Below are 24519 nucleotides of genomic sequence, written 5' to 3'. Positions count from 1 at the left end.
GGAAATCCGAACCCACCATAACTCCGAGAGTTGGGAAATCCAACTCTCCTTTAGACTGATCTCATGGCCGCCCCGAAGCACCCCCGTCCGTGTTCGATCGCCGACGCCCTGGCACTCGTCGGCGAGAAGTACTCCCTGCTGGTCCTGCGGGAGGTGAGCCTGGGCAACGGCCGCTTCGACCAACTGGTGCGCAACATCGGCGCCCCGCGCGACATCCTGGCCACCCGGCTGCGCCGGCTGGTCGACGCCGGGATCCTCACCAAGCGCGTCTACAGCGAGCGCCCGCAGCGCTTCGAGTACCGGGCCACGCAGGCGGGCCAGGAACTGGAACCGGTCCTGCTGACCCTGATGGCCTGGGGCGACCGCCATCTGCACCCGGACGGCGACCGTCCGATGGTGGTCGAGCACCGCTGCGGAGAGACTCTCACCCCGGTCCTCACCTGCGCGGCGTGCGGCGACCCGGTGCGGCACGGGGACTCGACACCCCACCCGCAGGCACCGGGCTGGACCGTCACCGGGCCGGAAGCCGCCTGAGCGGCCGGCACCCGGCCGCGCCCTCCCCGGCCCTCACCAGGGGTGTGCCTCCAGGTACTTGACGATGTCCGCGCGCTCCCAGCCGCCGTCGGCGACGACGACCCGGTAGCGGCGCCGGAGGGTGTCGCCGGGGGCCAGTTCCAGCTCGTCGTGGAAGGCCCAGGAGGGAGCGATGCCGGCGAACGGGTCGTTGCGCACGAACCAGTGCGCGGGATGGCCGCCGTCGGTGCCCAAGTGGTCGTTCTCCGGGGCGTGTTCGAAGACGACGGTGGCGTGGCCGTCGGCGCCGTCGTGCTCGCCGCACAGGGCCAGCCAGGACGACCGGGAGCCCATCAGCTCCGGCCCCTCCCCCTCCGGGCCGATGATCCGGCCGTCCCGGAAGGCGCGTGGACCGCGCCAGAACAGGCCGGTGTAGCCCGCCTGTTCGCGGCCGGCCGTGGTCGGGCTGCCGAACAGCAGGGGCTCGGCACGGCGGTTGGTGATCGCACTGGTCCAGGTGAGCGCCCACGAGCCCGCCCCTGGGTCCACGTCATGGACCTCGATGCGGCGCCGCTCCTCCGCCCACAGCGTCCCGTCGTACGGATGCCAGGTCAGCCGCTCCGCGACGACCAGCCGCCCGTCGGCCGACGACAGCTCGTCGAAACCGGCGTGCCGCATCGAGCCGACGCGTTCCGGGAGGGCGAGGTAACCCTGTCCGTGGACATAGGAGTTGCCGCCCCACAGATTCGCGCCCGACAGGTGCGAGGCGGTCAGGGAGAGGCCCTTGTGCCAGCGGTGGTCGTTGGGCCGGTAGTCGGTGACGACGTCCCCGGCGAGGGTGCGCAGCGGGTGCAGGTAGGGCCGCGGCGCCTCCCAGGCCGCCTCGGGCCGGTAGACGTACGAGAAGAGCTGGACCCCGGTGACCGGCTCGGTGACGGTGACCCGGTCGCCGTGGGTGTGCGTGATCCGCAGCTCGCCGCTCACGCGGACACCTCCTCGTGTGCGGCCGGCGCCCAGCCCGGGGCACCCCCGTGCAGGGCCGTGTAGTAGGGGTCACCCGGCCCGATCTCGCCCGCGCGGACGGTCGTGTCGGTGAACGCCGCCTTGTACAGCGCGGTGATCAGCTCCAGGCTGGTGCGCCCGTCGGCGCCGCTGCTGCGCGGCCGCTCCCCCGCCCGCATGGACGCGATCAGCTCACGCAGCTGGGCCAGGTGCGAGCTGGGCACGTCCGGACCGAAGTCCTGCCAGGCCGCCGCCTCGTCGGCGGGGACGCCGGGCGCCGGGGTGATGCGCCAGTTCGCGTTGGTGTGACCGTACAGGTGGGTCAGTTCGACGGTGGCGCGCTCGCAGTCGATGCGGATGCGGCTGACCTCGTCGGGGCTGAGGACGCTGTTCACCACGGTGGCCAGGGCGCCGTTCGGGAACCGGACCAGGGCGGTGGAGACGTCCTCGGTCTCCACGTCGTGCACCAGCCGGGCGGCCATCGCCCGCACCTCGCTCCACGGCCCCAGCAGGTCGAGGAGCAGGTCCATCTGGTGGATGCCGTGGCCCATGGCCGGGCCGCCGCCCTCGGTCGCCCAGCGGCCCCGCCAGGGCACCGCGTAGTAGGCGGCGTCCCGGTACCAGGTGGTCTGGCAGTGGGCGACCAGGGGACGCCCCAGCGCCCCCTCCGCCAGCAGCCGCCGGACGTGGGTGGACCCGGAACCGAACCGGTGCTGGAAGACGATGGCGGCGTACGGCCCGCCGTCCGTGCCCTCCGCCGCCTCGACCGCGTCGAAGTCCGAGAGGCTCGGCACGGGCGGCTTCTCGCACCACACCCAGGCACCGGCCCGCAGCGCGGCCAGGGTCTGGTCCCGGTGCAGAGTCGGCGGGGTGCCGATCGTGACCAGGTCCGGCCGCTCTTCGGCGAGCATCCGGTCCAGGTCGGTGTAGGCGTGCGGGACGCCGGCCTCGGCGCACATCGCCTCGACCGCCATGGCATCGATGTCGGCCGCCGCGACGACCTCGGTCTCGCCCTCCGCAGCCAGTTGGGCGAGAGCGGGCAGATGCGAGCCACGCCCGATGGCGCCGGCGCCGACGACGGCGACCCGGACGCGCCGGCCGGAGAAGGGGGCTGCGGAGCGGGGGGAGCGGGGCATGGACGTGATCAGCACTCCTCGGGCGTGTACCGGCGATGGGCGAACTCCCGCCCGGAGTGCGCCGCACGCGCACGCCGATGTGCGGGAGCAAGCGCTTTCTCCTGCTGAAACGTAAGCGGCGGCACCTTGGCCGGTCAACACCCCGGGGTCCGCCGCACCCCTGCCGAACCCCTGTGTCACCGGTGTCGCACCGGCCCGATACGCTGCCGAGGCACGCGCATGATCACGTGCGCCCGCGTCTGCCGCGCGTGGCCGCGCACCCGCCAGCCCCTTCCTCACCCCTGGGACGCCGTACCTTCATGTCTTGGTTCGAATCGCTGGTCCTCGGCCTCGTCCAGGGGCTGACCGAGTTCCTGCCCGTCTCCTCCAGCGCGCATCTGCGGCTGACCGCGGCCTTCTCCGGCTGGAAGGACCCGGGGGCCGCGTTCACCGCCATCACTCAGATCGGCACGGAGACCGCGGTGCTGATCTACTTCCGCAAGGACATCGGACGGATCGTCTCGGCGTGGTTCCGGTCGCTGTTCGACAAGGCGAGGCGGCGGGACCACGACGCCCAGATGGGCTGGCTGGTGATCGTCGGCTCGATCCCGATCGGTCTGCTGGGTGTGACGTTGAAGGACCAGATCGAGGGTCCGTTCCGCGACCTGCGGATCACCGCGACGATGCTCATCGTCGTGGGCGTCGTCATCGGCATCGCCGACCGGCTCGCCGCCCGCGACGAGACAGGGGGCCGGCACCGGGCGCCCAAGCAGCGCAAGACGCTGGAGGACCTCGGGGTCAAGGACGGCCTGGTCTACGGCCTCTGCCAGGCCTGCGCGCTGATCCCCGGGGTCTCCCGGTCCGGCGCCACCATCAGCGGGGGCCTGTTCATGGGCTACAAGCGCGAGGCGGCGGCCCGCTACTCCTTCCTGCTCGCCATCCCGGCCGTGCTGGCCTCCGGCGCCTTCGAGGTCAAGGACTCGGTGAGCGAGGGCGAGGTGGCGTGGGGCCCGACGCTGTTCGCGACGGGGATCGCCTTCGCGTCCGGGTACGCGGTGATCGCGTGGTTCATGAAGTGGATCTCCAACAAGAGCTTCATGCCGTTCGTGTGGTACCGCGTCGCCCTCGGCATCGTCATCATCGCCCTGGTCAGCGCAGATGTGATCAGTCCTCATGCTGCCGAATCGGCGACCTAGGCGCGTCGCCGGGGAGGCGGGAGGGCGGCGCCATCCAGCCTCCGCTCTTCGCGGGTAGCTCGTTCAGGTCTTGTGTCTGAGAGTGACCGAGTTGGCCGGTGAGTGTTTCACCTGCCCGCGCTCGCGCTCAGGTGCGCGCTGGGCGTGGAACAGCGGCCTTGTTGTTTGCTGTGGTTCTCCGGAGGGGTGTCGGAAGCCTGTCGGTGGTCTGTCGGTGGTCTGTCGGTGGACGCTGCGATCTTGGGCGGGTTGGTGTTCGCCATGAGCACTCTGAGCTGACCCCGAGCGCAAGGAGCCTGTCGTCGTGTCTTCCGCATCCCAGAGCCGACCGTGGGACGTTCACCGGCTGCCGTCTGCCGAGGGCAGGATCTTCCTGGTCACCGGGGGTAATGCCGGGATCGGCTACTTCGTCGCTGAGCAGCTTGCCGCCACCGGCGCCGTCGTTGTGCTCGGCAGCCGGGACGCCGCGAAGGCCGACGCCGCCATGGCCTCGATCCGCTCCCGGGTTTCCGGCGCGCACGTGCGGCAGCTTCAGCTGGACCTCGCCGACCTGTCATCCCTGAAGGCCGCCGTGGACAGGCTGAACCTTGATCATCTCGACGCGGTGGTCTATAACGCAGGCGTCGCGCTCGACGCCCCGCCGCGTCGAGAGACCAGGGACGGCCACGAGTTGATGTTCGGCACCAACCACCTCGGCCACTTTGCGCTCACCCAGTGGCTGGCCCCCCTGCTGTCCGCGGCGCCGGCGGGCCGCATCGTGACGGTGGGAAGTTTTGCGGCCCGGTCGGAGCGACTGGACCTGGACGATCTGCAGTCGGCCCAGGACTACCGGCCCAAGCGCACCTACGGCCGATCGAAGCTGGCGCAGATGTGCTTCGGCTTCGAACTCGATCGCCGCCTGCGTGCCGTCAACAGCACGGTGCTCAGCGTCGTGGCCCACCCCGGCGGCGCGCTGGACTCTCTCACCCCGTCCCGGCGGCCGGTATGCGTGACAACCCCCGGCGAGCGGCTGCGCGCCTTGCCCGCCGGGCTCTTGGTGCAGGGCAAGGACGCCGGAGCATGGCCCGTCGTCCGTGCTGCCCTCGACTCGCAGGTGCAGGGAGGGCAACTGTGGGGGCCGCGGGTCTTCGGCCTGCGCGGCACGCCACGGCGTGAGCCCGTCCCCTGTCATATGGCCGATCCGGCTGTCGCTGCTCGCCTGTGGGCCGCCAGCAGTGAGCTGGCCGGCACCGACACGCACCTCGGTTTCCACTAGGCGTGAAGCTGCGCCCAGTGCGGCCGTCCGATGGCCGGCCGGGTCGTACTTCGCGGGTAGCTCGTTCAAGTTTCTGGCCAGCGGGGATGTGTTGGTCCCAGGCCGAGGAGGTCGAGGAGGTGGAGCTGGACGCCCCGGCTGATGACGACGGTGGGCGGGTCGGCGGCGCCGCCGACCCGCAGTCGCCGCCCGGAGAGGTGTAGAGGATCATCCGGCCGGTGGGTCGGACCTGCTGGTTCCCGGGATACAGCCCGGGCACGGACGCCGAGATCCGGCTCCGCAAACAGGTTGTGCGCCTCAAGGAGCTCCGTGAGAAGGACAAAGCCGAGCTCGAACAGCTCCGCGCCGACGTTGAAGGGCTGGTGCGAGTGGTCAACCAACTGGTGTTTAGAAAAAGGCAGTTGCGCGATGGGCTGTCCGCTCCCGGTCCGGTCGTCCGTGCTCTTCCCGTTCGCCACGCACCGCACCGGCCAGGCTGAGGCCGTAATGCGGTCCGGCCGCCCCGGCACGGCGATGAGGTCGTGCCGCAATCGGCCTCGTGGTCGTCGGATCAAGTGATCGTGACAGTAACGGCCCCGGGGGCGTCGTGCAGCCTGGCCACCGGTTGCCCCGCAGGTGCGCGCAGACGCCGGCGGCGCGACCACGATCGCAGCGACCCTTTCCCTTTGGGTGGTCATCACCATTGCCGGGACCCGCCGGGGCAGGTCAGTCAGGCAGCACCTTTTGAGCCCTTCACCGCGGAGCCCGGCTGGGGTCCTCAAGGTCCGGGCTGCTTCTGACTCCTGGAGAGCAGACGGTTGCGACGGACGGGAGCCCAGGCGGAGCCGCCGCCTGGTTGGAAGGAGACGAGCCGTGACGTTCTTCAGCATCGTGGCCGAATTGATCGCCGGTGGGGTTGACCCTGCCGACCACTCGGCTTCGTGAGCGCTACCGGCACGGAAGAGTGCTCGAGGTCAGCGGGGAGCTGCCCGGGGGCTGGGCAGGATGACGCTATTGGGGATCTGCGAGCCAGTCATCGAAGGTGGTCGGCGCGATGCGGGCGTCCTTGCCGGGCAGGAGGACGTCGCCTGCCATCTCCGGACCGAGCAGCGATGACCAGGTGGGCACCAGCTTGACCGCGTGTCCGCGCGCGTCGTTGGTGCGCCGGGCCATGTCGACCAGGTCCTGCGGTTCCGGGCCGGCGACGTCGCGGTAGCGCCCCTGCGGTGCGCCCGTGGCGATCTCGGCGAGGATGCCGGCGACGTCCGCGGGGGCGATCGGCTGGACGAGCAGCGGCGGGATGGTGGCGACGCCGTGGTGTTCGGTCCAGTTCGTCACCGTTGCGGCGAAGTCGTGGAACTGCGTGAAGGGAACGATCGTCCACGGTGTCGGGCCCTCGGCCACGAGGCGCTCCTGCTCGCGTTTGCCGGCGTAGTGGGCGTTGCCGTCCACCCGGTCGACGCCGACGATCGAGAGCAGCACGTGGTGACGGACACCGGCTCGCTCCTCGGCGGCGAGCAGGTTAGAGGTGGCGACGCCGAAGAAGGCCACCGCCTCCTCCCGGTCGGCTGTCTCGTGGCTTGTGGCGTCCACGACGGCGTCGACGCCGATCAGCGCGGTGTCGAGGCCGTCCCCGCTGATCAGGTCGATGCCGTGCGAGCGGCTGATCCGTACGACGTCGTGTGCGGCCTGCTCAAGAACGGCGACGGTGCGGGATCCGATGTTCCCGGTTGCTCCGGCGACTGCGATGCGCATGGTGAGTGCTCCTCCGGTGTGTGCGATGCCTCTCAGCGTCCCCCGCCGTAGGCATCCGCGGGATGGGCGGTCTTGCCCATTCCAAGATAGGAGCATATGCTCCTATTATCAAGAGGGGCTCTCCGAGGCCCCTTCTCTCTCCGGCGATTCCCCGTCAAAAGGTTGTGCTATGACTCTCTCCACTGGAACGGCCGCCGAGCGTGAGCGGCAGCGCCCCGCAGCGGCGGAGCAGACCCCCGAGCCGAACCGGGGGGCTCACCGGCCGCCCCTGAAGGCGTGGCTCCAGCCGGTGCTGATCTCGCTGATCGTCGTGGCCGCCTTCATCGCGTGCTACGTCGGTCTCCAGCGTGACCCGCAGCCCCACCGGGTGCCCATCGCCGTCACGGGGCGGAGCCTGCCGGGCGAGATACAGCGGGCTCTGGGTGACGCCGTCGAGGTCCACCCCGCCGCGGACGCCGCGACGGCACGTCACGCGCTGGAGCGGCACGACGTGGTGGCGGTGCTCGATGCCGCAGCCCCGGGCCATCTGAACCTGCAGATCGCCGGCGCCGCCGGTGTGTCCACCACGTCGGCCGTGAGCCAGCTCGTCGACGCCTACGCCCAGGGCGCCGGCGCGCACGTAACCACCGCGGACGTGGTCCCGCTGGCCGAGCACGACGCCCGCGGCCTGGCCGGCTTCTACGTGGCCTTCGGCGTGAGCCTGGCCGGTTTCGTTCTGGGCTCCAACGTCCTGGGGCTGGCCGGTGTGATGCGTCTCCGGCACCGGTACTTCCTGCTCACCGGAGCCTCCGCCGCCATCGGCACCGTAGGGGCGATCGTCGTCGGACCCGTCCTGGGCGCCGCTCCGGCCCCGCCGGTGCCGCTGGTCTTCGTTCTGACCCTGCTCGCGGCCGCGACGGCGTTCACGACCAAGCTCCTGGGCGCCTTCCTGGGGCCGATCGGGCTGCCGATCACCACACTGGTGCTGCTGACCGTCGGCAACGCCACGAGCGGTGCGGTTATCGGACCCGACCTGCTGCCTTCCTGGGCCCGTGCGGTCTCCGCCCTGCTGCCGCCGGGAGCGGCTGTCCGCGGCATCGCCGATCTCAGCTACTACAATGGCTCGCACCTCGCCGGTCCCGTCCTCACCCTGGCTCTGTGGGCCATCGCCGCGGGATTCCTGCTGAGCCTGCGCCCCCGCCTGATGCGGCGCCGGGCAGCCGTCGCGTGACCGCTGCGACAGACCCCGCAGCTGCTGTTCCTGCCGTTCTATCGTTCCGGCACTCTGCCGTTCCTGGCGGGCAAGACTCCCGGCAAGAACGGCGGCCGACGACCGGTCCTCCCGCCGACTGCGGGGAACGGCACGACCGGTCGGAATCGTCACGCAGAAGCTCCTGGTGGCTGAACGACGCCGCCAGGAAGGCCGCTTCCGCCCTGCCCCGGGCAGGGCGGATGCCATCGAGCGCGGCGAGAGCGCCGCGAAGAGGAGACTCTGAAATGGAACACGAACGCACCACCGCCGACCCGGCGCAGAGGCAGCGCAGCTTGCGGTTCTCCAAGCTGCCCGAGCGCGTCCGGCTGGAGGACACGGTGGAAGAGCGGCCGGCCGTGCCGCACGACACTCGGAGCGGCGCCTACAACCCGGACTGGTGGCTCACACGCATGGGCGGCCTGTGAGCCGCCGCCCCGGCCGGCCTGGGCGGGTTCCGCCCTCCCAGGCCACTGCGAACCGATGTCACCCCCGGCCGGGATCCTGAATCTTCCGCAGTACAGCGCCGCCCTCCGCGCGCCGTACGAATCCCGAGAGGAGTCCTTGTGAAGTACCGGAAGATCCTTGTCCAGTTGACGTCGACCGCGGCCGCCGGAGCGGTCACGATCGGATGCTTCCTCCACCTGTTCTAGGCGGAGCCCGCCAGCAGGAGGGCCGCTGGCTACTCAGCCCAGGGGTGGAATCCGGTGCCGAGGACGTCCTCGAGAGCGGCGCGCAGTCGGGCCGCCTTGTCCTGGCCGAAGCTCTCCTCGAACTCGGACTGCACGGTGCGCCAGTAGGGGAGTGCGGCCTTCATCCGGGCGAGGCCGTCCGGGGTGAGGGTGACGATACGGGCGCGGCGGTCTGTCGGTGACGGTTCGACGGTGACGAGGCCTTCCCGGGCGAGTGGCTTGAGATTGCTGGCCAAGGTGGTGCGGTCCATGGCGATCATCTCGGCGAGGCTGCTGATGGTGATCTGCTCGCGGGTGCTCAGCTTCTGGAGGATGCTGAACTGCGTGGCGCGCAGGCCCGTCGGGGCGAGCGCCTTGTCGTAGGTGGCGCTGAGGTACCGGGCTGCCTTACGCAGAGCCAGGTTGTTGCAGGAACTGCTGTTGTCCCTCTCGGTGCCGGCCATGCTTTCCTCCAGATACGGGATCAAGGTACGAGTATATGCACCTAACCGCTGGAGGCACTACGAGGAGGCGGTCGCACCCCATCGGTGCGGCAAGAGGCGGCGCCTCGTCGGTTCGGCCGCGACGACCGTTTCGCCGGGGCGTAGGCTCGAAAGGCGCCGGAGTGGCTTTCGCGAGCGGCGGCCCGGCTGCCGGAAGCGCAGTTCATCGCATCGCGCACAGCCGCACCCCATGAAGGGTTTTTGCACTTCCCCGATTAGGAGCATATGCTCCTAATGTCAGGGAGGAAGCCTCTCGAATCCCCTCCCTGCTTCTCCCGCGACAGTCAAGGAAGCGCCGCCGGCACGGCCGCGCCCCACCAACCGCGGATGTGATTTCGATCTTCACCCAGTCACAAGGAAAAGGGAGACAAACCGATGGCTGCCAGTAATCCCGTCCTCATCACAGGCGCGGGCGGCGTGGGCCGTAGCGTCCTCGAGAAGCTGCGCGCACGGGACGTGCCCGTGCGTGTCATGGTCCGTCGGGACGACGACCGCGCCGCGCAGTTGCAGGCACTCGGAGCTGAGGTCGTCCTCGGTGACCTCACGCGGCCCGAGACCGTCGCGGTCGCTCTGGAAGGCGTTCGAAGTATGTACTTCGCCATGCCTGTATCGCCGGACCACCTGCTCGCGGCAACCATAGTGGCGAGCGTCGCGCGGGAGTACGGCGGGCTGGACGCACTGGTGGACATGTCGCAGATGACCGTGTCTCAGATGACCGCCACCAGCACCACGGAGTCCCGCCAGCAGCGGCTGCACTGGCTTGCGGAGCAGGTGTTCGACTGGTCAGGTCTGCCGATGGTCCATGTCCGGCCCACGTCGTTCCTGGACAACCCGCTGTTCACCACGCTTCCGGCGCAGACGATCCCCAAGAGGGGCACGATCGAGCTGCCGTTCGGAACCGGGCGCACCTCGCCGGTCGCCGTGGACGACGTCGCCAGGGTGGTCGCCACCGTGCTGCACGATCCTGCCCCCCATGCTGGTCACGTCTACGAACTGACCGGCCCGCGCACGGTCGACATGACCGAGATGGCCGAGGCCTTCTCCAAGGCGCTGGGCCGGCCGATCTCGTATGTGGACGTGCCCTTGGAGCAGTGGCGCAACGAGGTGCTCTCGACGATCGGTCTGCCCTCCCACATCGAGCAGCACATCGTCACCATGTGCCGCCTGCATCAGCAGAACCGGTACGACCGGGCGTCGGACGCCGTCGAGCGCCTGACCGGCGTTCCCGCCTCGACGATCGAGGACTTCGTCGCGGCACGCAAGGACTTCTACCTCGCCTGACCCTTCCCGAGGGCTCGCCGCACACGGCGTGGCGAGCACCGCGAGGATCCCCCTGCGTCCCGCGCCAGTGCGGGACACCGACAACGAAAGTGATCAAACGCATGAACATGAAACTCGAGCTTCTCGTCCTGCCGGTCTCGGACGTCGACCGTTCCAGGGCCTTCTACGAGAAGGCCGGATTCCGGCTCGACCTCGCTCTGGACGTCACCGACGACTACCGCGTGGTCCACCTCACGCCGCCCGGGTCCGAGTCATCGATCATCTTCGGACAGGGCCTCACCACGGCCACGCCCGGGTCGGCCCAGGGGCTGTACCTCGTCGTCGAGGACATAGAAGAGGCCCGCGCGGAACTGGTCGGCCGCGGAATCGAGGTGAGCGAGGTGTTCCACGACGACAAGGGCATCTTCTTCCACGGTCACGATGCCGGAGACGTCGTCCACCACGGTCAGGGCCAGGCGCGCATCACCGGACCGCACCCCGGACGTGCCAGCTACGGCTCCTTCGCCACTTTCAGCGACCCGGACGGCAACGGCTGGGTGCTCCAGGAGATCACGCAGAGGTTCCCCGGCCGCTGAACGCCCTTGCGGCTGACGGTTTTCCACCATCAGCCTCGCTGTCCCGGCGGGTGGCGCGCCCGCCGTCACGCGCCCCACCGCGACGACAGCCACACCCACGAACCGAAAGGAAACCGCTCATGACAGTCGTACGAGCCGCCGCGGTGCAGATCAGCCCAGTGCTCTACAGCCGCGTCGGCACCACGGACAAGATCGTGCAGAAGATCCGCGACTTGGGCGAGCAGGGTGTCCAGTTCGCGGTCTTCCCCGAGACCGTCATCCCGTACTACCCCTACTTCTCTTACATGAAGCCGCCCTACATGACGGCCAAGGAGCACCTGCTCCTGCTGCAAGAGGCGGTGACCGTACCGTCCGCCGAGACCGACGCGATCGCCGAAGCCGCCCGGGAAGCACGGATGGTCGTCTCGGTCGGCGTCAACGAGCGTGACGGCGGCACCCTCTACAACACGCAGTTGCTGTTCGACGCGGACGGCACGTTGATCCAGCGTCGCCGCAAGATCACGCCCACTTACCACGAGCGGATGGTGTGGGGTCAGGGCGACGGGTCGGGTCTGCAGGCGGTGGCCAGTGCCGTCGGCCGCATCGGCCAGCTCGCATGCTGGGAGCACTACCTGCCCCTGGCGCGCTACGCCCTGATCGCCGACGGTGAGCAGATCCACGCTGCGATGTACCCCGGTGCCTTCGGCGGCCGGCAGTTCGCTGAGCAGATCGAAGTGAGCATCCGCCAGCACGCGTTGGAGTCGGCCTGCTTCGTGGTCAACGCCACTGCCTGGCTCGACGCCGCTCAGCAGGAGCAGATCGTCGCGGACACCGGTGGACCCCTCGCCGCTGTCTCAGGCGGCTTCTTCACCGCCATCGTCAACCCCGAAGGCCGCCTCATGGGCGAGCCCCTCACGTCGGGTGAGGGAGAGGTCATCGCTGACCTGGACCTCTCCCGCATCGACCTGCGCAAGCGCCTGATGGACTCGCGCGGCCACTACAGCCGTCCTGAACTGCTCAGCCTCCACATCGACCGCACGCCGGCGCCGCACATCCACGAGCGCGGCACCAGGGCTCCGGCCCCTGCCGTTCGTGCTGTCGACGAAGACAGCACGAACGGCGTGACCAGTGACACCCCGACGACGATACGAGAGGTGTTCTCCCGTGGGTGATCTGCTGAGCACCGCCGTCGAGGCGCACGGCGGCCTGGATCGCTACAACCAGTACAGCGCGGCCACAGTGCACTTCCGCCTCGGGGGTTCACTGTGGCGGCTGAAGGGACGGGAAGGGATTCTGAGCCATGCGGCGGTGCGGCTGGACCTGCATCGGCAATACGCCAGCCACTACCCCTTCACCGCCGCCCAGCTGCGAACCTCCTTCACCGCCGAGCGGGTGGCCGTCGAGACGGTCGAGGGCGAGGTGAAGGCCGAGCGCTCCCACCCTCGCGCCTCGTTCCCGAGCGACGTGCGCGCTCCGTGGGACGACCTGCACGTCGCCTACTTCGCCGGCTATGCCATGTGGACCTATCTCACGTCCCCCTTCACCTTCGGCTCCGACGGGTTCAAGATCGTGGAACTGCCGGCGATCACCGAGGAGACGGAGCCCTGGAGGCGCCTGCGGGTCACCTTCCCGGACCGCATCGCCACGCACTGCCGCGAGCAGGTGTTCTACTTCGGCCCGGACGGCCTGCTGCGCAGACACGACTACACGCCCGAGGTCATCAACGCGGGCCCCGCCGCCCACTACCCCTCCGCCTACCAGGAGTTCGACGGGATCATGGTCCCGACCAGGCGCCGCGTCTTCCGGCTCGGCAAGGACGGAACAGTGTCCCGGGACTCGGCACTCGTCACCATCGATGTCGAGAGCGTCCTGTTCATCTGAGCGGGCAAAGCGACCCCTCCCAGCGATGCGATGCCCCCGCACGCACGCGACGACAACACCCTTGAGAAACGGAGGCGCACCATGCGCAAGATCCTCCTGAGCCGACTCCTGCCGGTCACCGCGGCCGCCCTGCTCCTCGCCGGCACTGGAGTGGCATCAGCCAGTACCGACAGCGCGACGAGCGCACACCAGCGCGCGGAGATCGTCGAGTTGGTCGCCAAGCAGACCCAGTCCCACACCGTCGACACGGGCGAGAAGGGACACAGCCTCGGTGATGAGCTGGTCGTCGCCGAAGACCTGTACCAGAACGGAAAGAAAGTCGGCGACCACGCCGTGGTGTGCACCTACGTGCACATCGGTCCGGACACACTCCAGTGCCTGGGCACTTTCGCCCTGCCCCAGGGGCAGATCACCGGACAGGCTCTGCTCCACCTGCCCTCCCACTCGGCCGTCGACGTCGCCATCACCGGCGGATCAGGCACCTACAACGGTGCCGAAGGCTACGTCCACACCGTTCCGGCCGGCACCACGGAGCGGCACCTCACCTTCCACATCACCCGCTAACCACCCCCAAGCCCGCTCACCTCTACCGGAGCAAGGAGACATGACATGACAGACACGGAACACGGCGACACCGACCGCCAAGGCCTGAGCTACTACCCCTGGTGGCTGGACCACCTGGCCGACGACGCCACACTGGAGGGCGCCGCGATGAACGGCACGGCGCGCGGAGCGGAAACGGTCCGGACCATCGTGGTCAAAGCCCGCGAACTGTACGAGTTCCAGGACTTCAGCTACGCCGGCGACTTCGGCGACAACGGATTCCTGGAGGTCTATGAGTCCTCGATCCAGGGCGAGCCCCTGAAGGTCGTCGTCACGGTCACCCGGAACGCCGCGGGGCAGGCCCAGGACCTTGCGGTGCTCCACCGGCCGCGCAACTCGCTGCTGCTCTTCTCCCGTCTGATGCACAAGAAGTTCGCCGGCACCCCGCTCGCCGGGCACTTCCTCTCCGACGAGTCCTGAGCAACGATCCCGAGCGCAGGCCCGGGTCCGTCAGCCAGCCTCGTCGCCGATCTGCCAGCTGTACCTCAACACGCTGAACTCGACAGGGGAGCGCAGGGCGTGCCGCGCCCGGTAGGTCTCGGGCATGCCGGTGACCGCGGTCCGCTCCCGCCCGAACCGTCGGATGATCGCGTCATACACCTCCAGGCGGCGTTCGGACTCCACATCGAGGTCGATGTCCGGCAACGACGTACGCCGCCCGGCTGAAGTTCCCCTGGGGAACTTCAGCCGGGCGTTTTCCCCCCCGACGCCGCCAGTCTGCTACCGGGCCTCCTGGCAGCTACCCGGACCGGACTCCCACCGGCAGGCGACAACGAGCTGACGACCGAAGATCACTTACAACATCGGGACCTCCGGTCTGCTGGGCGCGCGCAAGATCGAGGCTAGAGAAACGGCCCGCAGCACCCGAAGAGGAAAAGCTGCAGGCCAGTAGGTGTGCCGTGGCTCTATGAGCTCCGAAATACGCGGAACGCGGGTGCGCGAACCGGTGACATCGCGTTCCTCCGGGGCGCCGTTGCCTGCGGGAATCACCGGTGCACCACACGCCCGTGGACATGGCACCGGATACGGGAATGCGGCAGTCCGATGCAGATAAAAGGTGCGGGACGCATTTATTTACCGGCAGATGTCCGAGCGGCCGGCGCCCGGCAGCGCCGTTCGCTGATCCGCTTTCGCATCATCGCAAACCCGCCGCCCGCGCCCGGCAGCCCGATCGCGCCCGGACAGAGCGTACTTCGCCCCTTTAAACAGCAGGAACTTGCTGGTCGGACCCTCCTGCCAAGAAGATTCCGCTGTGGCAATGTCGACACATGAGCCGGTTGGTCACTGCGTTCGGGGAATTGTGTGTGCGCGACGAGGGAAGGGGCACGGCCGATCTCGGCGGCCCGAAACCGCGTCTGTTATTGGCCTTACTCGTCAGCCAGGCCAACAATGCTTTGCCCGTCGACGGCCTCATCGACGCCTTGTGGGTCGGCCGGCCGCCGCGGACCGCGCGCAAGAACCTTCAGGTGTACGTCTCCCGGCTGCGGCGCGTGCTGGGCGGCCGGCTGACCCACACCCCGGGCGGCTATCTCCTGCGGCTCGATCCTTCGGAGTGCGACCTGCTCCGGTTCGAGGAACGGGCCCGGGCCGGCAGACGGCACGCCAGGGACGGGGAGACGGAACCGGCGTGCGGCGCGCTCGCCGAGGCGCTCGACCTCTGGCAGGGCAGACCCCTGGTGGAGTTCGGTGACGTGCCGTATCTGACCGCGGCCGTCGACCGGCTCCAGGAGATGCATGTGGCGGCCCTGGAGGAGTGGGCCGAACTGGAGAACGACCGGGCCGGCCACCCCCTCGTGCTCGACCGGCTCCAGGAGCACGTCGTCTCCCATCCGCTGCGCGAACGGCTGGCCGCCGCATGGATCACGGCGCTCGCGGCGACCGGCCGCCGGAGCGAGGCCTCAGCCTATTTCGACACCGTACGACGCGCCCTGGCAAGGGAGTTGGGGGTGGCACCGGGACCGGCTCTGGCGGTGCTGCACCGCCGCCTCCTGGAACCTCCCGCGTCCGGCCGGCGCCCGGGTCCCGGCAACCAACTCCCGCGTGGTCTGCCGGACTTCGTGGGCCGGGCGGACGAGGTGCAGCGGGCGCTCGGCTACTTCCGGGGCCGCCGTGAGGGCGGGGTGATGGTGGTGTCCGGGCCGGTCGGGGTGGGCAAGTCCGCGCTGGCCGTGCACGTGGCGCATCTGCTCGCCGACGCCTTTCCGGACGGGCTGGTCATGACCGAGCTCGGCAACCGCTCGCTGGGCTCGGTCCTGCGGGCGCTGCTGGACAGCGTGGGGCTGCCCGGCACGCAGAACGTCGCCCAGGCCCTGGCCCGTTGGCGGACCTGGGTGGCGGGCCGGCGGATCCTGCTCGTGCTCGACGACGCCGTGGGCCAGCAGACCGTGCTCGCGCTGCTGCCGGGGTCCGGCGCCAGTTGCACGCTGGTGACGAGCCGGTACCGGCTCAGCGGGCTGGAGGCCGTGGGCCGGGTGGAGCTGCCCGCGTTGCAGGAGGCCGAGGCGACCGAACTGCTGGGCCGGATCATCGGGTTCGGCCGGGTGATGAGCGACCAGGCGTCCGCACGGCGGATAGTGCGCTCCTGCGAGGGGCTGCCGCTGGCCGTCCGCATCATCGCCGCGAAGCTCGAATCGCTGCGCCATGTGCGGCTGGCGGACTACGCGGACCGGCTCAGCGGCGCGTCCTCGCTGCTGGACGAGATGGCGGTGGGCGAACTCGTGCTGCGGGACCGGTACGAGGCGTTCTGGCGGGACCTCCCGCAGCAGCAGCGGCTCGCCTACCGGCGGCTCGCGGCGCTCACCCCGCCGTTCCGGTACGACCAGGTGTTCTGCGAGGTCGAGGAGTTGCACGAGTGCAACCTGCTGATGCCGCCCGCCGGTGAGGTGAGCGCGCACATGGCCTCGTACGGCATGTCGGTGTTCACCCATGAGTTCGGCCGCCGGGTCACCGGCCACGCGGCCGTGGACTCGCCGCCGGTGCCGGGCCCGTGAGCGGACCCGGGGCGGAACCCGGCCTCACATGCGGCCGGATTTGACATGATCACGACTGTTTTGTCGTGGGGGTGGTGGTCAGCGGGCCCGGTGGCGCAGGAAGTCGCGGAAGGCGTCCATCATCTGCTCGTCGCTGGTACCCCAGGACGGTGAGCCCGCGCCGGGCGCGGCCCGGCCCGCGACCCGCAGCGCGATGGCCGCCTGTCCGGCGAACAGGGACAGCAGGTCGAGGTCCTGGAGGCCGCCCCGCGGGCGGGGCGAGGGATCGAGGACCTCCAGGACGCCGAGGACCCGCCCTTCGGAGAGGAGCGGCGTGGCCATCAGGGCACTGGGCACATAGCCCGTCGACTCGGCGAGGTCACGGGCGAAGGTCCGGGTCAGGGTCAGATCGTCGGCGATCATGGCCTGGCCCGAGGAGGCCACCCAGCCGGCGATGCCACGGTGGGCCGGGAAGCGCGTGCCGACGAGCATGTCCTCGCCTTCGCCGGAGACCGCCTGGAAGACCAGTTCGTCGGCCTCGTCGTCCAGCAGGAACACCGAGCTGGCGGCGGCCGCGAAGATGGCCCGTGCCACGTCGACCACGGACTGGAGCAGTGCGCGGGTGTCGTCTGACGGAAGAGTTGGGGGCACCTCGGACCTCACTTATCCGGTTGGGTATCGGGAAGCTGGGGCGAGCCGGGCCGTCCGAGGGAGGGCCGCTCGTCGTCCGCGGGGGCGGTCGGGGACGGTGGGGCGGTCGGGGACGGTGGAACCGCGGGGAGACCGGCGCCGTGCGCGGTGACGAGGCCGTCGGCCGGGTCCGTCCCGGGGGTGGGGTCGGACGTGGGTCCTGGGGCGGAGGCCGGTCCGGTCGCGGGCCGGACGGCGGCGGGCGGGGACGCGGCGGCTGGGCCGTCCGTGGCCGGGGTCGTCCTGACGTTGGCTGCCGTCAGGTAGAGCACCGTCTTGAGCTGGAAGACGGTCAGCTCCGGGTGCTTGGCCAGGATCCGCGCGCACAGTCCCGCGACGCGCGGGGTGGCGAAGCTGTTGCCCGTCGTCCGGGTGACGCAGTTGTCCAGCCACGCGACGCGGACGTCCTGGCCCTTGGCGTAGAACTCCACGGGAGGACTCGGGTTGTACAGGTGCAGCGCGGTGTCGTCCTCCCGGTGGCTGCCGACCGAGACGACCGAGCTGAACCGCCAGGGGAAGCTGACCACGGGGCTGTTGTGCGCCGACGCGACGATGACGGAGCGGCGGAAGTACGCCTCGTCGGCCAGCTCGTGCAGCTCCCGTACGAATCGTTCGTGCGTGGTCGACAGACTCATGTTGATGACGTCGAAGCCCTGTTCCACCGCCCACCTCAGACCGGCCAGCAGGAAGTCCCCGGTGCCCGTGAACCGTTCCCCGATCACCTGCACGCTGTGCAGCTCGCAGTCGGGGGCGACCTCGCGGACGATTCCCGCGCAGGCGGTGCCGTGGCCGCAGGCGTCGCCACTGTCGGTGGCCACGACACGCGGGCGGCCGTCGCCGCCCTCGACGACCCTGTGCGCCGACGCCACCCGCCCGATCATCACGTGGTCGCGCTCCACCCCGCTGTCGACGACGCACACCCGTACGCCACGGCCGGTGGAGCCGCCCCAGGCCCAGGCCGGGGTGACCTCGGCGCCGCCCGGAGCGGCCGCGGCCACCCGGATGTCGTCGGGCCGCCGGTCCCCGAGGCCCCAGCTCAACGCGCTCGTCACCGGTCGCCTCCGTTCGTCGCGATGCCGTCCCGCATCTCGTCCCGGGCCGTCTCGGCCGTCCCCGCGATCACTTGTGCCGCGGCGGCCACTCCCACGGCGTGTCCCTTGGCCCGGAACAGCCGGGCCGCCTGTTCGGCGCGCCGTCCGGCGGCGGCCGACCGGCCCGTCCCGCGCAGCACCTGCGCCATGTCGAGCCGGGCGGTGGCGCGGCCGACCGGTGAGTCGGTGGTGTCCGCCACCGCCACCGCGCGGCGCGCCAGCCGCAGCGCGTTCACACCGTCCCCGGACGCCGCCGCGGCAAGGGCGCGCACTCCGAAGTCGTCGGCGGCGTCGGCGGGCGACAGCGTCAGGTCCGAAGTGAGCGGGTCCGGGCCCCGCCCCCCGGCGCGCGTGGGTCCGGGACCCTCCGTGGCACCGCCGGCGCTCGCCCCCACCGCCTCCGGCGGCAGTCCCCGGGCGATCAGCACCCGTGCGAGGTCGCGACGGGCGGCTGCGTGCAGGATCGGCCCGCCCACCGTACGGAAGGTCTCCTCGGCCCGCCGCAGCAGCCTCTCCGCCTCCTGCATCGAGCCCGCCAGGACCTCCACCCCGGCGGCGAACAGCGGCCCGAACGCGGCCACTTCGGCATAGCCGAGTCCGGCGGCGAAGCGCTCCGCCTCGGCGAGCCGCCCGCGTGCCTCGTCGATCGCGCCGGACAGGGCGAGCAGGTTGGCCAGCGGGAAGTCCAGCGCGACCACCACGACGGGGTTGCCGGGCCCGTGCTCGGCGAGCAGGGCACGGCAGCGCTCGATCGCCTCACCGGCCGGGGTGGGCCCGTGCCACAGGGAGATGCCGAGCGCGCCGAGCGCCATGGCCCGTTCCGGGGCGGCTCCGGCGGCCACCGCGTGATGGAGCGCCACGGCCAGCAGATCGCAGGCGGCGCGGTGCCGTCCGGCGTACTGCTGCTCCTGGGCGAGCCGCACGTGGGCACGGGCGAGTCCCAGCCGGTCCTGGTGCTCGGTGAACACCGCGAGCCCGGAGCGGGCCGCGTCGGCGGCCGTGCCCGGAGAGGCGTCGGGGTCCAGGGAGGCCAGTTGCAGTCCGGCGTGGGCGCGGGCGAGCCGGTCGCCGGCCGTGGACGCCGCGTCGCGCACCTCCCGCAGCAGGTCACCGCCCTCGTCGCTGCGGCCGAGCGCCAGCCAGGTCTCTCCCAGGCCCTGCGCGGCATGCCGCCACCTGGCCTCGTCGGAGGTGCAGTGGCTGAGGGCGCGGGCGTGCAGCTCCGCCGACCAGGACAGGTCGGCGCGGGCGAGCGCGTGCCGACCGGCGCTGCTGAGCGCGTCGGCGGCCCGGCCGCGCAGGGTCTCGACGCGCTCGCCCCGCAGTCCGAGGTCCCGGCGGTGCAGGTAGGCCGCCTCCAGGTGGTGCGCGGCCAGGGCCGGCCCGGTCTCCGACCTCGCGGCCAACTGCTCGTGCCAGGATGCTCGTTGGCTCTTGCTCAGGGCCCGGTAGGTGACGTCGCGCAGCAGCCCGGAGCTGAACTGGTAGGTCGCCGGGGCGCCGGGCGCCGGTTCGACGAGTCCGCGTCGTACGAGCTCGCGGACCGCCGATTCCAGCGGGGCCTGCTCCCAGCGCGGGTAGCCGGCACCGTCGGCGGGTGCGTCGAGGAGCAGGCGGACCTCCGCGACGCCGAACCGGCGGCCGATCACGGCGCCCGCGTCCAGCATCGCCCGCTGCGGGCCGGGCAGCACGTCGATGCGCGCGGCGAGGACGGCGGTCACGGTCACCGGCAGCTCGCCGGGGTCGGCGCCGTCCTCCACCATGGTCAGCAGCTGCTCCAGATGGAGCGGGTTGCCCTCGGCGCGCTCCACCACCGCCTCCAGCGCGTCGTCGTCCGGGTGTCCGGTCGTGAGGGCGGCCGCCAGGCGCAGGGAGTCGGCCCGGGACAGCGGGGCCAGCCGGATCTCGTCGGCCGTGACGAGCGGCTCGTCCTCGCCGGTGCGCTGCGAGCAGACCAGCAGGACCGGCGACCCCGCCAGCATCTCCGTCAACCTGGCCACGCCTTCGAGGAGTTGGGGGCGAGCCCACTGGAGTTCGTCCAGCACGAGGGCGACCGGCCGGGCGGCGGCCAGGCCGCGCAGCACCGCCGCGGCGGCGGTCCAGGTCGTCTCGGCGGACGGACTGGGCGTGCCGTCGGCCAGCAGCCCGCCGTGCAGCACCTCGTAGGCCGCCTCGTCGTCCGGCACCGACATCGGCCGGCTTCGGGCTCCGGCGGGCAGACGGAGCAGGGGACCGGCGCGGAGATGGGCCCGTACCTCGGCATCGGCATCCGACCGAGCACGGTCCTCGGCCTCCGCGTCGGCAGGGACCTGCGCCCCGTGGCCGGTGTCCTCGCCCTCCGGCGGCCTTTCGGCCGGTCCCTCCGAGGAGGACGCCCTCCCGTCGGGGTCCGCGATGCGCAGCACCTCCCGGATGGCGTCCGCGAGGGGCGCGAGGCTGCCCTCGTCGCGGTACGACCGGCAGCGGCCGGTGCCGACCAGGGCCCCCTCGGCGGTCCTGGCCGCGAGCCACTCCCTCAGCAGGCGCGTCTTGCCGATGCCGGCGTCGCCGGTCAGCCGCACCAGCCGCCCGGTGCCGTCCCGTGCGATCTCCGTCCAGGCCGTCGCGAGCCGGTCGTACTCCCGGGTGTGTCCGACGAAAGGCGCGCCGGGCCGCGACACTCCCGGCGGTCCGCCCTCGGCGGTCAGCCCGAGCAGCCGGAACGCCTCGACGGCCTCGCGCTTGCCCTTCAGGGTCAGTGGGCCCACGGACTCGACGACCGCCGCCGCGCCCAGCAGCACGCGCGTGGCGGGTCCGACGAGGATCTGTCCCGGCCGCGCGGCCTGTTCGAGCCGGGCGGCGACGTTGACCACCTCGCCGGACACGACCGTGCCCTCCTTGAGGTCCGGGGAGGTGACGATCTCGCCGCTGTTGAGGCCGATGCGGACCGCGAGGGTGCTGCCGAAGTCCCGGTCGAGTTCGGCGTTGAGCGCGTCCAGGGCCGCGATCATGTCCAGGGCCGCCGCGGCGGCCCGGTGCGCGTCGTCCTCGTGCACATGGGGCACGCCGAACACCGCCATCACGGCGTCGCCGATGAACTTCTCCACCGTCCCGCCGTGCGACTCGATGCCGCTCTGCATCGCCTCGAAATAGCGCAGCATGACGGAGCGCAGTGTCTCCGGCTCCAGCGTTCCCGACAGTTCGGTGGATCCGACCAGATCGCAGAAGAGTGCGGTGATCACCTTGCGTTGCTGCATGAGCGGTCCCCTCGCTGTCTCAGAACAGCGCCGCACCCGCGACGACGGTGTGTGCCTGCACTTCCGGCTCCACGGCGTCGAGCCGGGCCTTGAGGGCGAGGATCAGTTCGAGCTCCTGCGGGGTGAGTGCGGCGAACACGGCACGCTGCTCGCCGGTGAACGCCCCCACCGGGAAGCCCGCTTGCTCCAGGGCCCGTAGCGCGGCCTCGGTGCCGTGCCGCTCCGTGCCGTCGACGGATCCGTCCGCACCGGTGTCTGGCGTCATGTCAGTGATCCTCTCGGTCGGGAGGACGGCCGGTCCGGTCCGTCGCGTCGCTCAGGGCGTTCAGTACGTCGGCGAGAGCCTGGACGGTGTGGAGCGCGCTCAGCCTGACCGCCGCCCGCAGGTGCGGGGGCGCCGCGCTCTCGTCGAGGGCGGTCAGCGCCGCCGCGCTGTGCCCGCCGTCGATCTCGGCGTGCAGCCGCAGGGTGTCGAACGCGGCCGGGGGAAGCCCCGTGCGGTCGGCCAGCAGCGGGATCAACGACACGGCGGGGGCGTTGAGTTCGAGCACGGCCACGTACCCGAGCAGGCACAGCGGGTGGAAGTGGTCGATCCAGTAGTACTGAGCGCCCACCAGGCGGGCGACCTCGGGCGAGGGGGGCCAGGCGAGTTCGTGTCCGGGACGGAGTCCGGCGGCCTCCATGTCCCGCAGCAGCCAGGTGTCGTGGTGCCGTTCGCGCGGGATGTGCGCGGCGAGGTAGCGGCGGAGGGGGTCTTCGGCCGGGTCGCGGCCGGGTGCGTCGCGACAGTGGGCGAGGGCTCGTTCCATCAGGGGTACGGAGGCCCGGATGACCGTGTGCATGGTGACGAGATAGCGCAGGTAGCGCGCACGGAGGTCCCGCGGCTGCCACAGTCGGGCCGCGCTGCGGTGCAGGACGGGGGACACGAGGCCGAGGACGGCGCGCAGTTCGGCGCCGAGGGGGGCCTGCGCGGACCGGACTCCGGGGGTGCCGGGTCCGGGCGCCGCCGTCACGGCGTGTGCTCCTGCCGGGGCCGGACGGCGGGGGCGCGGCCGGGGTCGACGAGATGGGCGTGCCGGGCCGGGCCGTGCCGGGCCACGAGTGCCGCCGGCCCCGCCGCCTCGCCCCTGCGCACCGCGGCCGCTTGCAGCAGTTCGCCCGCGGGGCCGGCGCCGGCGCGGTCCGCCCAGTCCCGGGCGGCGTCGGAGCCGTCGAGCCGGTGGCAGGTCCCGCAGTAGCCGTCCGCCAGGGACAGCGCGGCGCGGCCGGCGATGTGGACCGGCCCCACCGTGCGGATCATGCGCAGCATCGGGTCGCCGTGCGCGCGTTCGCGCACGGTCTGCCAGCTGGTCGAGCGGACGTCGCCGAGACCGAGGTGGCCGGGGCGGACCCGGCGGTCGGCGACGTCCTGGTTGCAGCAGGCGGTGACGGAACCGTCGCTGGTGACGACGGGCCAGGCGGCCATGTCGCAGGGGGCGGCGCCCCGCGGGTCGGGGACAGTCTGCGGGCGGTGCCGCGGCCGCAGGCCGGCCGCTCGCCCGATCGGGCTCAACCGGCCGACCAGCATGGGGACTTCGGTGCCGAAGCGGCGCTCGACCTGTGCGCAGACCTCGTCCGGGTAGGTGTCCGCCGGGCCGTCGGCGAGCAGATGCAGGCTCACCGCCACACCGGTGGCGAGCAGTCCGTCGAGCGCGTCGAACACGTGCGGGCGCGGGACCTGCCGTTCGTGGAACGCGTCGAGGCTGAGCGAGAAGTGGTCGACGGCGCGGGCGACGCGGCGGACGGTCGACGGGAGCGGGCCGCCGTCGGCGAAGAACGCCCCGGAGAGCACCGCCGTCCGGGTGCCGTGGGCGCGTACGGTGTCGGCTGCCTCGACCACCAGTCCGGGGCGCAGCAGCGGCTCGCCGCCGGTCAGCATGAGGACGTCGGGCCGGTCCCGGACCGTGAAGGTGCCGAGGAACCGCAGCAGCGCGGCGCGGTCGAGATCGCGGCCCCGGCGGGTGGCTGCGGTGGAGCAGTGGGCGCAGCTCAGCGGGCAGCGGTCGGTGAGCGTGACCAGGACACCCGCCCCGATCGTCTGGCGCAGGGACATCAGCTCGGCCAGCCGCATGCCCGCCCCCTCTCGGTCAGGCCGTGGTCCGGCACGAGTCGTACGTCACCGCCCCGAGTCTCGAACGTCCGGCTGCGAGCCAGTTCACAAACGGTATATGCGCAGGTCACAGGCGCGTGATGGGGGAGAGTCCCGGTCCGGACGGGTCCGGGTGGGGCGCCGGTGGGTGCTCCGCACCGGTCCGGAGCTGCGTTTTCACCGTCCGCCAACTGCTCTTGTGGCGGTCCTTCCTACCGTCTGGGTCCAGCCGGAACCGGAGCGGAAGGGGCCGGCTGTGGTCCATGAGGGAGGGAGATCCCATGGCGGATACGGACCAGGTACCCGAGCAGGGTGAGGACGACTCCACCAAGGTCGAGAAGGCCGCCGAGGTGGCCCGTGCGGCCGAAGTGGCCGCCCACTCGCTCGCCGACGCCGTCCTCCAGCTTCAGCGGCTCGACCCGGAGAAGGAGGCGGCGGGCGGCAACGTGCCGCCGGCCGACAGCGGTGGCTCCTGCCACAACATGAGCTGCTTCTAGCAGCCGGACGACCGGCGCCGGCCGTCAACGCCGTCCGGTAGTCGCAGCACCACGGCACCACCGCACGCACCGAACCCGTCGATGTGAGGAGTGACGCCATGTCCGAGGAGATCCGTCCCGACGCCGAGCCCACCGAGCCCACCGAGGCCGACGACGCCGTGGAGGCGCACCTCGCGGCCGGCCAGGACGCGGTCCTGGGCCTTCAGAAGCTCAACCCCGAGAAGGAAGCCTCCATGATCAGCGACCCCGCGGGCAGCGGTGGCTCCTGCCACAACATCAGCTGCTTCTGACAGCCGGCGTTCGCGCGTCACGCCGTTCCGCCGGACCGGGGCCGGGTGTCCCCGGGCCGGCGGTGCGGCGCTCGCGTCATCA

General features: G+C 71.3%; 23 protein-coding genes and 2 pseudogenes. 14 read left to right on the top strand and 11 right to left on the bottom strand.

Annotation, left to right across the window (positions count from 1 at the left end):
- The first annotated feature begins 63 nt into the window (after positions 1–63).
- A complete protein-coding gene (locus AB0M11_RS12075; protein WP_365704124.1) occupies positions 64–534 on the top strand; it encodes a helix-turn-helix domain-containing protein in 471 nt (156 codons plus the stop codon).
- Positions 535–567: 33 nt separating this feature from the next.
- Here the strand turns inward: AB0M11_RS12075 and AB0M11_RS12070 are convergent, their stop codons facing one another.
- Both AB0M11_RS12070 and AB0M11_RS12065 read right to left on the bottom strand, forming a co-directional pair.
- The gene (locus tag AB0M11_RS12070; protein WP_365704122.1) at positions 568–1497 is read right to left on the bottom strand and encodes a PmoA family protein; all 930 of its coding nucleotides are present in this window, start codon (positions 1495–1497) and stop codon (positions 568–570) included.
- Positions 1494–2651, bottom strand: a complete 1158-nt coding sequence (locus AB0M11_RS12065; protein WP_365704120.1) for a Gfo/Idh/MocA family oxidoreductase — start codon at positions 2649–2651, stop codon at positions 1494–1496. Before AB0M11_RS12065 ends, AB0M11_RS12070 begins: the two co-directional genes overlap by 4 nt.
- 299 nt (positions 2652–2950) lie before the next feature.
- Between AB0M11_RS12065 and AB0M11_RS12060 the strand changes: the two genes are divergently transcribed.
- Both AB0M11_RS12060 and AB0M11_RS12055 read left to right on the top strand, forming a co-directional pair.
- Positions 2951–3826 carry an undecaprenyl-diphosphate phosphatase gene (locus tag AB0M11_RS12060; RefSeq protein WP_365704118.1) on the top strand — a complete coding sequence of 292 codons (876 nt, stop codon included), beginning with the start codon at positions 2951–2953 and terminating at the stop codon, positions 3824–3826.
- Between the two features lie 304 nt (positions 3827–4130).
- A complete protein-coding gene (locus AB0M11_RS12055) occupies positions 4131–5081 on the top strand; it encodes an SDR family NAD(P)-dependent oxidoreductase (protein ID WP_365704116.1) in 951 nt (316 codons plus the stop codon).
- 990 nt (positions 5082–6071) lie between these two features.
- Here AB0M11_RS12055 and AB0M11_RS12050 read toward each other — a convergent pair.
- Positions 6072–6815: an SDR family oxidoreductase gene (locus AB0M11_RS12050; protein WP_365704114.1), complete on the bottom strand. Its 744-nt coding sequence runs from the start codon at positions 6813–6815 to the stop codon at positions 6072–6074.
- A 169-nt stretch (positions 6816–6984) separates the two neighbouring features.
- On the opposite strand from AB0M11_RS12050, the gene AB0M11_RS12045 reads away from it, so the two are divergent.
- Together AB0M11_RS12045 and AB0M11_RS12040 are read left to right on the top strand one after the other, a co-directional pair.
- Entirely contained in the window at positions 6985–8025 is a 1041-nt protein-coding gene (locus AB0M11_RS12045; protein WP_365704112.1) for an ABC transporter permease, read from the top strand.
- A 266-nt stretch (positions 8026–8291) separates the two neighbouring features.
- On the top strand, positions 8292–8471 hold the full coding sequence (locus tag AB0M11_RS12040; protein WP_365704110.1) for a hypothetical protein: 180 nt from the start codon (positions 8292–8294) through the stop codon (positions 8469–8471).
- Positions 8472–8725: 254 nt separating this feature from the next.
- Here the strand turns inward: AB0M11_RS12040 and AB0M11_RS12035 are convergent, their stop codons facing one another.
- Complete coding sequence (locus AB0M11_RS12035) at positions 8726–9178, bottom strand: MarR family winged helix-turn-helix transcriptional regulator (RefSeq protein WP_365704108.1); 453 nt, start codon at positions 9176–9178, stop codon at positions 8726–8728.
- Positions 9179–9592: 414 nt separating this feature from the next.
- On the opposite strand from AB0M11_RS12035, the gene AB0M11_RS12030 reads away from it, so the two are divergent.
- The 6 genes from AB0M11_RS12030 (at position 9593) to AB0M11_RS12005 (ending at position 13956) form a co-directional block, all read left to right on the top strand.
- Positions 9593–10498, top strand: coding sequence for an NmrA family NAD(P)-binding protein (locus AB0M11_RS12030; RefSeq protein WP_365704106.1), 906 nt, complete (start codon positions 9593–9595; stop codon positions 10496–10498).
- Positions 10499–10599: 101 nt separating this feature from the next.
- Positions 10600–11073 (top strand): VOC family protein, encoded by a 474-nt coding sequence (locus tag AB0M11_RS12025; RefSeq protein WP_365704104.1) that lies wholly within the window; start codon positions 10600–10602, stop codon positions 11071–11073.
- Between the two features lie 119 nt (positions 11074–11192).
- Complete coding sequence (locus AB0M11_RS12020; RefSeq protein WP_365704102.1) at positions 11193–12224, top strand: nitrilase-related carbon-nitrogen hydrolase; 1032 nt, start codon at positions 11193–11195, stop codon at positions 12222–12224.
- On the top strand, positions 12217–12933 hold the full coding sequence (locus tag AB0M11_RS12015; protein ID WP_365704100.1) for a hypothetical protein: 717 nt from the start codon (positions 12217–12219) through the stop codon (positions 12931–12933). The genes AB0M11_RS12020 and AB0M11_RS12015 overlap by 8 nt, the downstream gene beginning before the upstream one ends.
- Positions 12934–13014: 81 nt before the next feature.
- Positions 13015–13497 carry a hypothetical protein gene (locus tag AB0M11_RS12010; protein WP_093506838.1) on the top strand — a complete coding sequence of 161 codons (483 nt, stop codon included), beginning with the start codon at positions 13015–13017 and terminating at the stop codon, positions 13495–13497.
- 45 nt (positions 13498–13542) lie between these two features.
- Positions 13543–13956, top strand: a complete 414-nt coding sequence (locus tag AB0M11_RS12005) for a hypothetical protein (RefSeq protein WP_093506836.1) — start codon at positions 13543–13545, stop codon at positions 13954–13956.
- A 90-nt stretch (positions 13957–14046) separates the two neighbouring features.
- Here AB0M11_RS12005 and AB0M11_RS12000 read toward each other — a convergent pair.
- Positions 14047–14193, bottom strand: a pseudogene (locus tag AB0M11_RS12000) (hypothetical protein); the annotation flags it as partial.
- Positions 14194–14804: 611 nt separating this feature from the next.
- Here AB0M11_RS12000 and AB0M11_RS11995 point away from each other — a divergent pair.
- Positions 14805–16526 carry a BTAD domain-containing putative transcriptional regulator gene (locus AB0M11_RS11995; protein WP_365704097.1) on the top strand — a complete coding sequence of 574 codons (1722 nt, stop codon included), beginning with the start codon at positions 14805–14807 and terminating at the stop codon, positions 16524–16526.
- A 78-nt stretch (positions 16527–16604) separates the two neighbouring features.
- Here the strand turns inward: AB0M11_RS11995 and AB0M11_RS11990 are convergent, their stop codons facing one another.
- The 6 genes and pseudogenes from AB0M11_RS11990 to AB0M11_RS11965 form a co-directional block, all read right to left on the bottom strand.
- A complete protein-coding gene (locus AB0M11_RS11990) occupies positions 16605–17156 on the bottom strand; it encodes a GAF domain-containing protein (protein WP_365704095.1) in 552 nt (183 codons plus the stop codon).
- Between the two features lie 281 nt (positions 17157–17437).
- Positions 17438–18247, bottom strand: a pseudogene (locus AB0M11_RS11985) (S8 family serine peptidase); the annotation flags it as partial.
- A complete protein-coding gene (locus AB0M11_RS11980; protein ID WP_365704093.1) occupies positions 18244–21522 on the bottom strand; it encodes an adenylate/guanylate cyclase domain-containing protein in 3279 nt (1092 codons plus the stop codon). The pseudogene AB0M11_RS11985 and the gene AB0M11_RS11980, both read right to left, overlap by 4 nt.
- Before the next feature lie 19 nt (positions 21523–21541).
- On the bottom strand, positions 21542–21787 hold the full coding sequence (locus tag AB0M11_RS11975; protein WP_362756183.1) for an aroma-sacti cluster domain-containing protein: 246 nt from the start codon (positions 21785–21787) through the stop codon (positions 21542–21544).
- Position 21788: 1 nt separating this feature from the next.
- Positions 21789–22535: an iron-containing redox enzyme family protein gene (locus tag AB0M11_RS11970; RefSeq protein ID WP_365704091.1), complete on the bottom strand. Its 747-nt coding sequence runs from the start codon at positions 22533–22535 to the stop codon at positions 21789–21791.
- Positions 22532–23632, bottom strand: coding sequence for a radical SAM protein (locus tag AB0M11_RS11965; protein ID WP_365704089.1), 1101 nt, complete (start codon positions 23630–23632; stop codon positions 22532–22534). Before AB0M11_RS11965 ends, AB0M11_RS11970 begins: the two co-directional genes overlap by 4 nt.
- A 299-nt stretch (positions 23633–23931) precedes the next feature.
- Between AB0M11_RS11965 and AB0M11_RS11960 the strand changes: the two genes are divergently transcribed.
- Entirely contained in the window at positions 23932–24147 is a 216-nt protein-coding gene (locus tag AB0M11_RS11960) for a hypothetical protein (protein WP_365704087.1), read from the top strand.
- A gap of 98 nt (positions 24148–24245) precedes the next feature.
- Positions 24246–24437, top strand: coding sequence for a hypothetical protein (locus tag AB0M11_RS11955; RefSeq protein ID WP_362756171.1), 192 nt, complete (start codon positions 24246–24248; stop codon positions 24435–24437).
- Positions 24438–24519 lie beyond the last annotated feature (82 nt).

Source organism: Streptomyces sp. NPDC051987 (assembly GCF_040680735.1).
In the GTDB taxonomy this organism is placed as follows: domain Bacteria; phylum Actinomycetota; class Actinomycetes; order Streptomycetales; family Streptomycetaceae; genus Streptomyces.
This window is presented reverse-complemented; position numbering and strand designations above follow the sequence as displayed.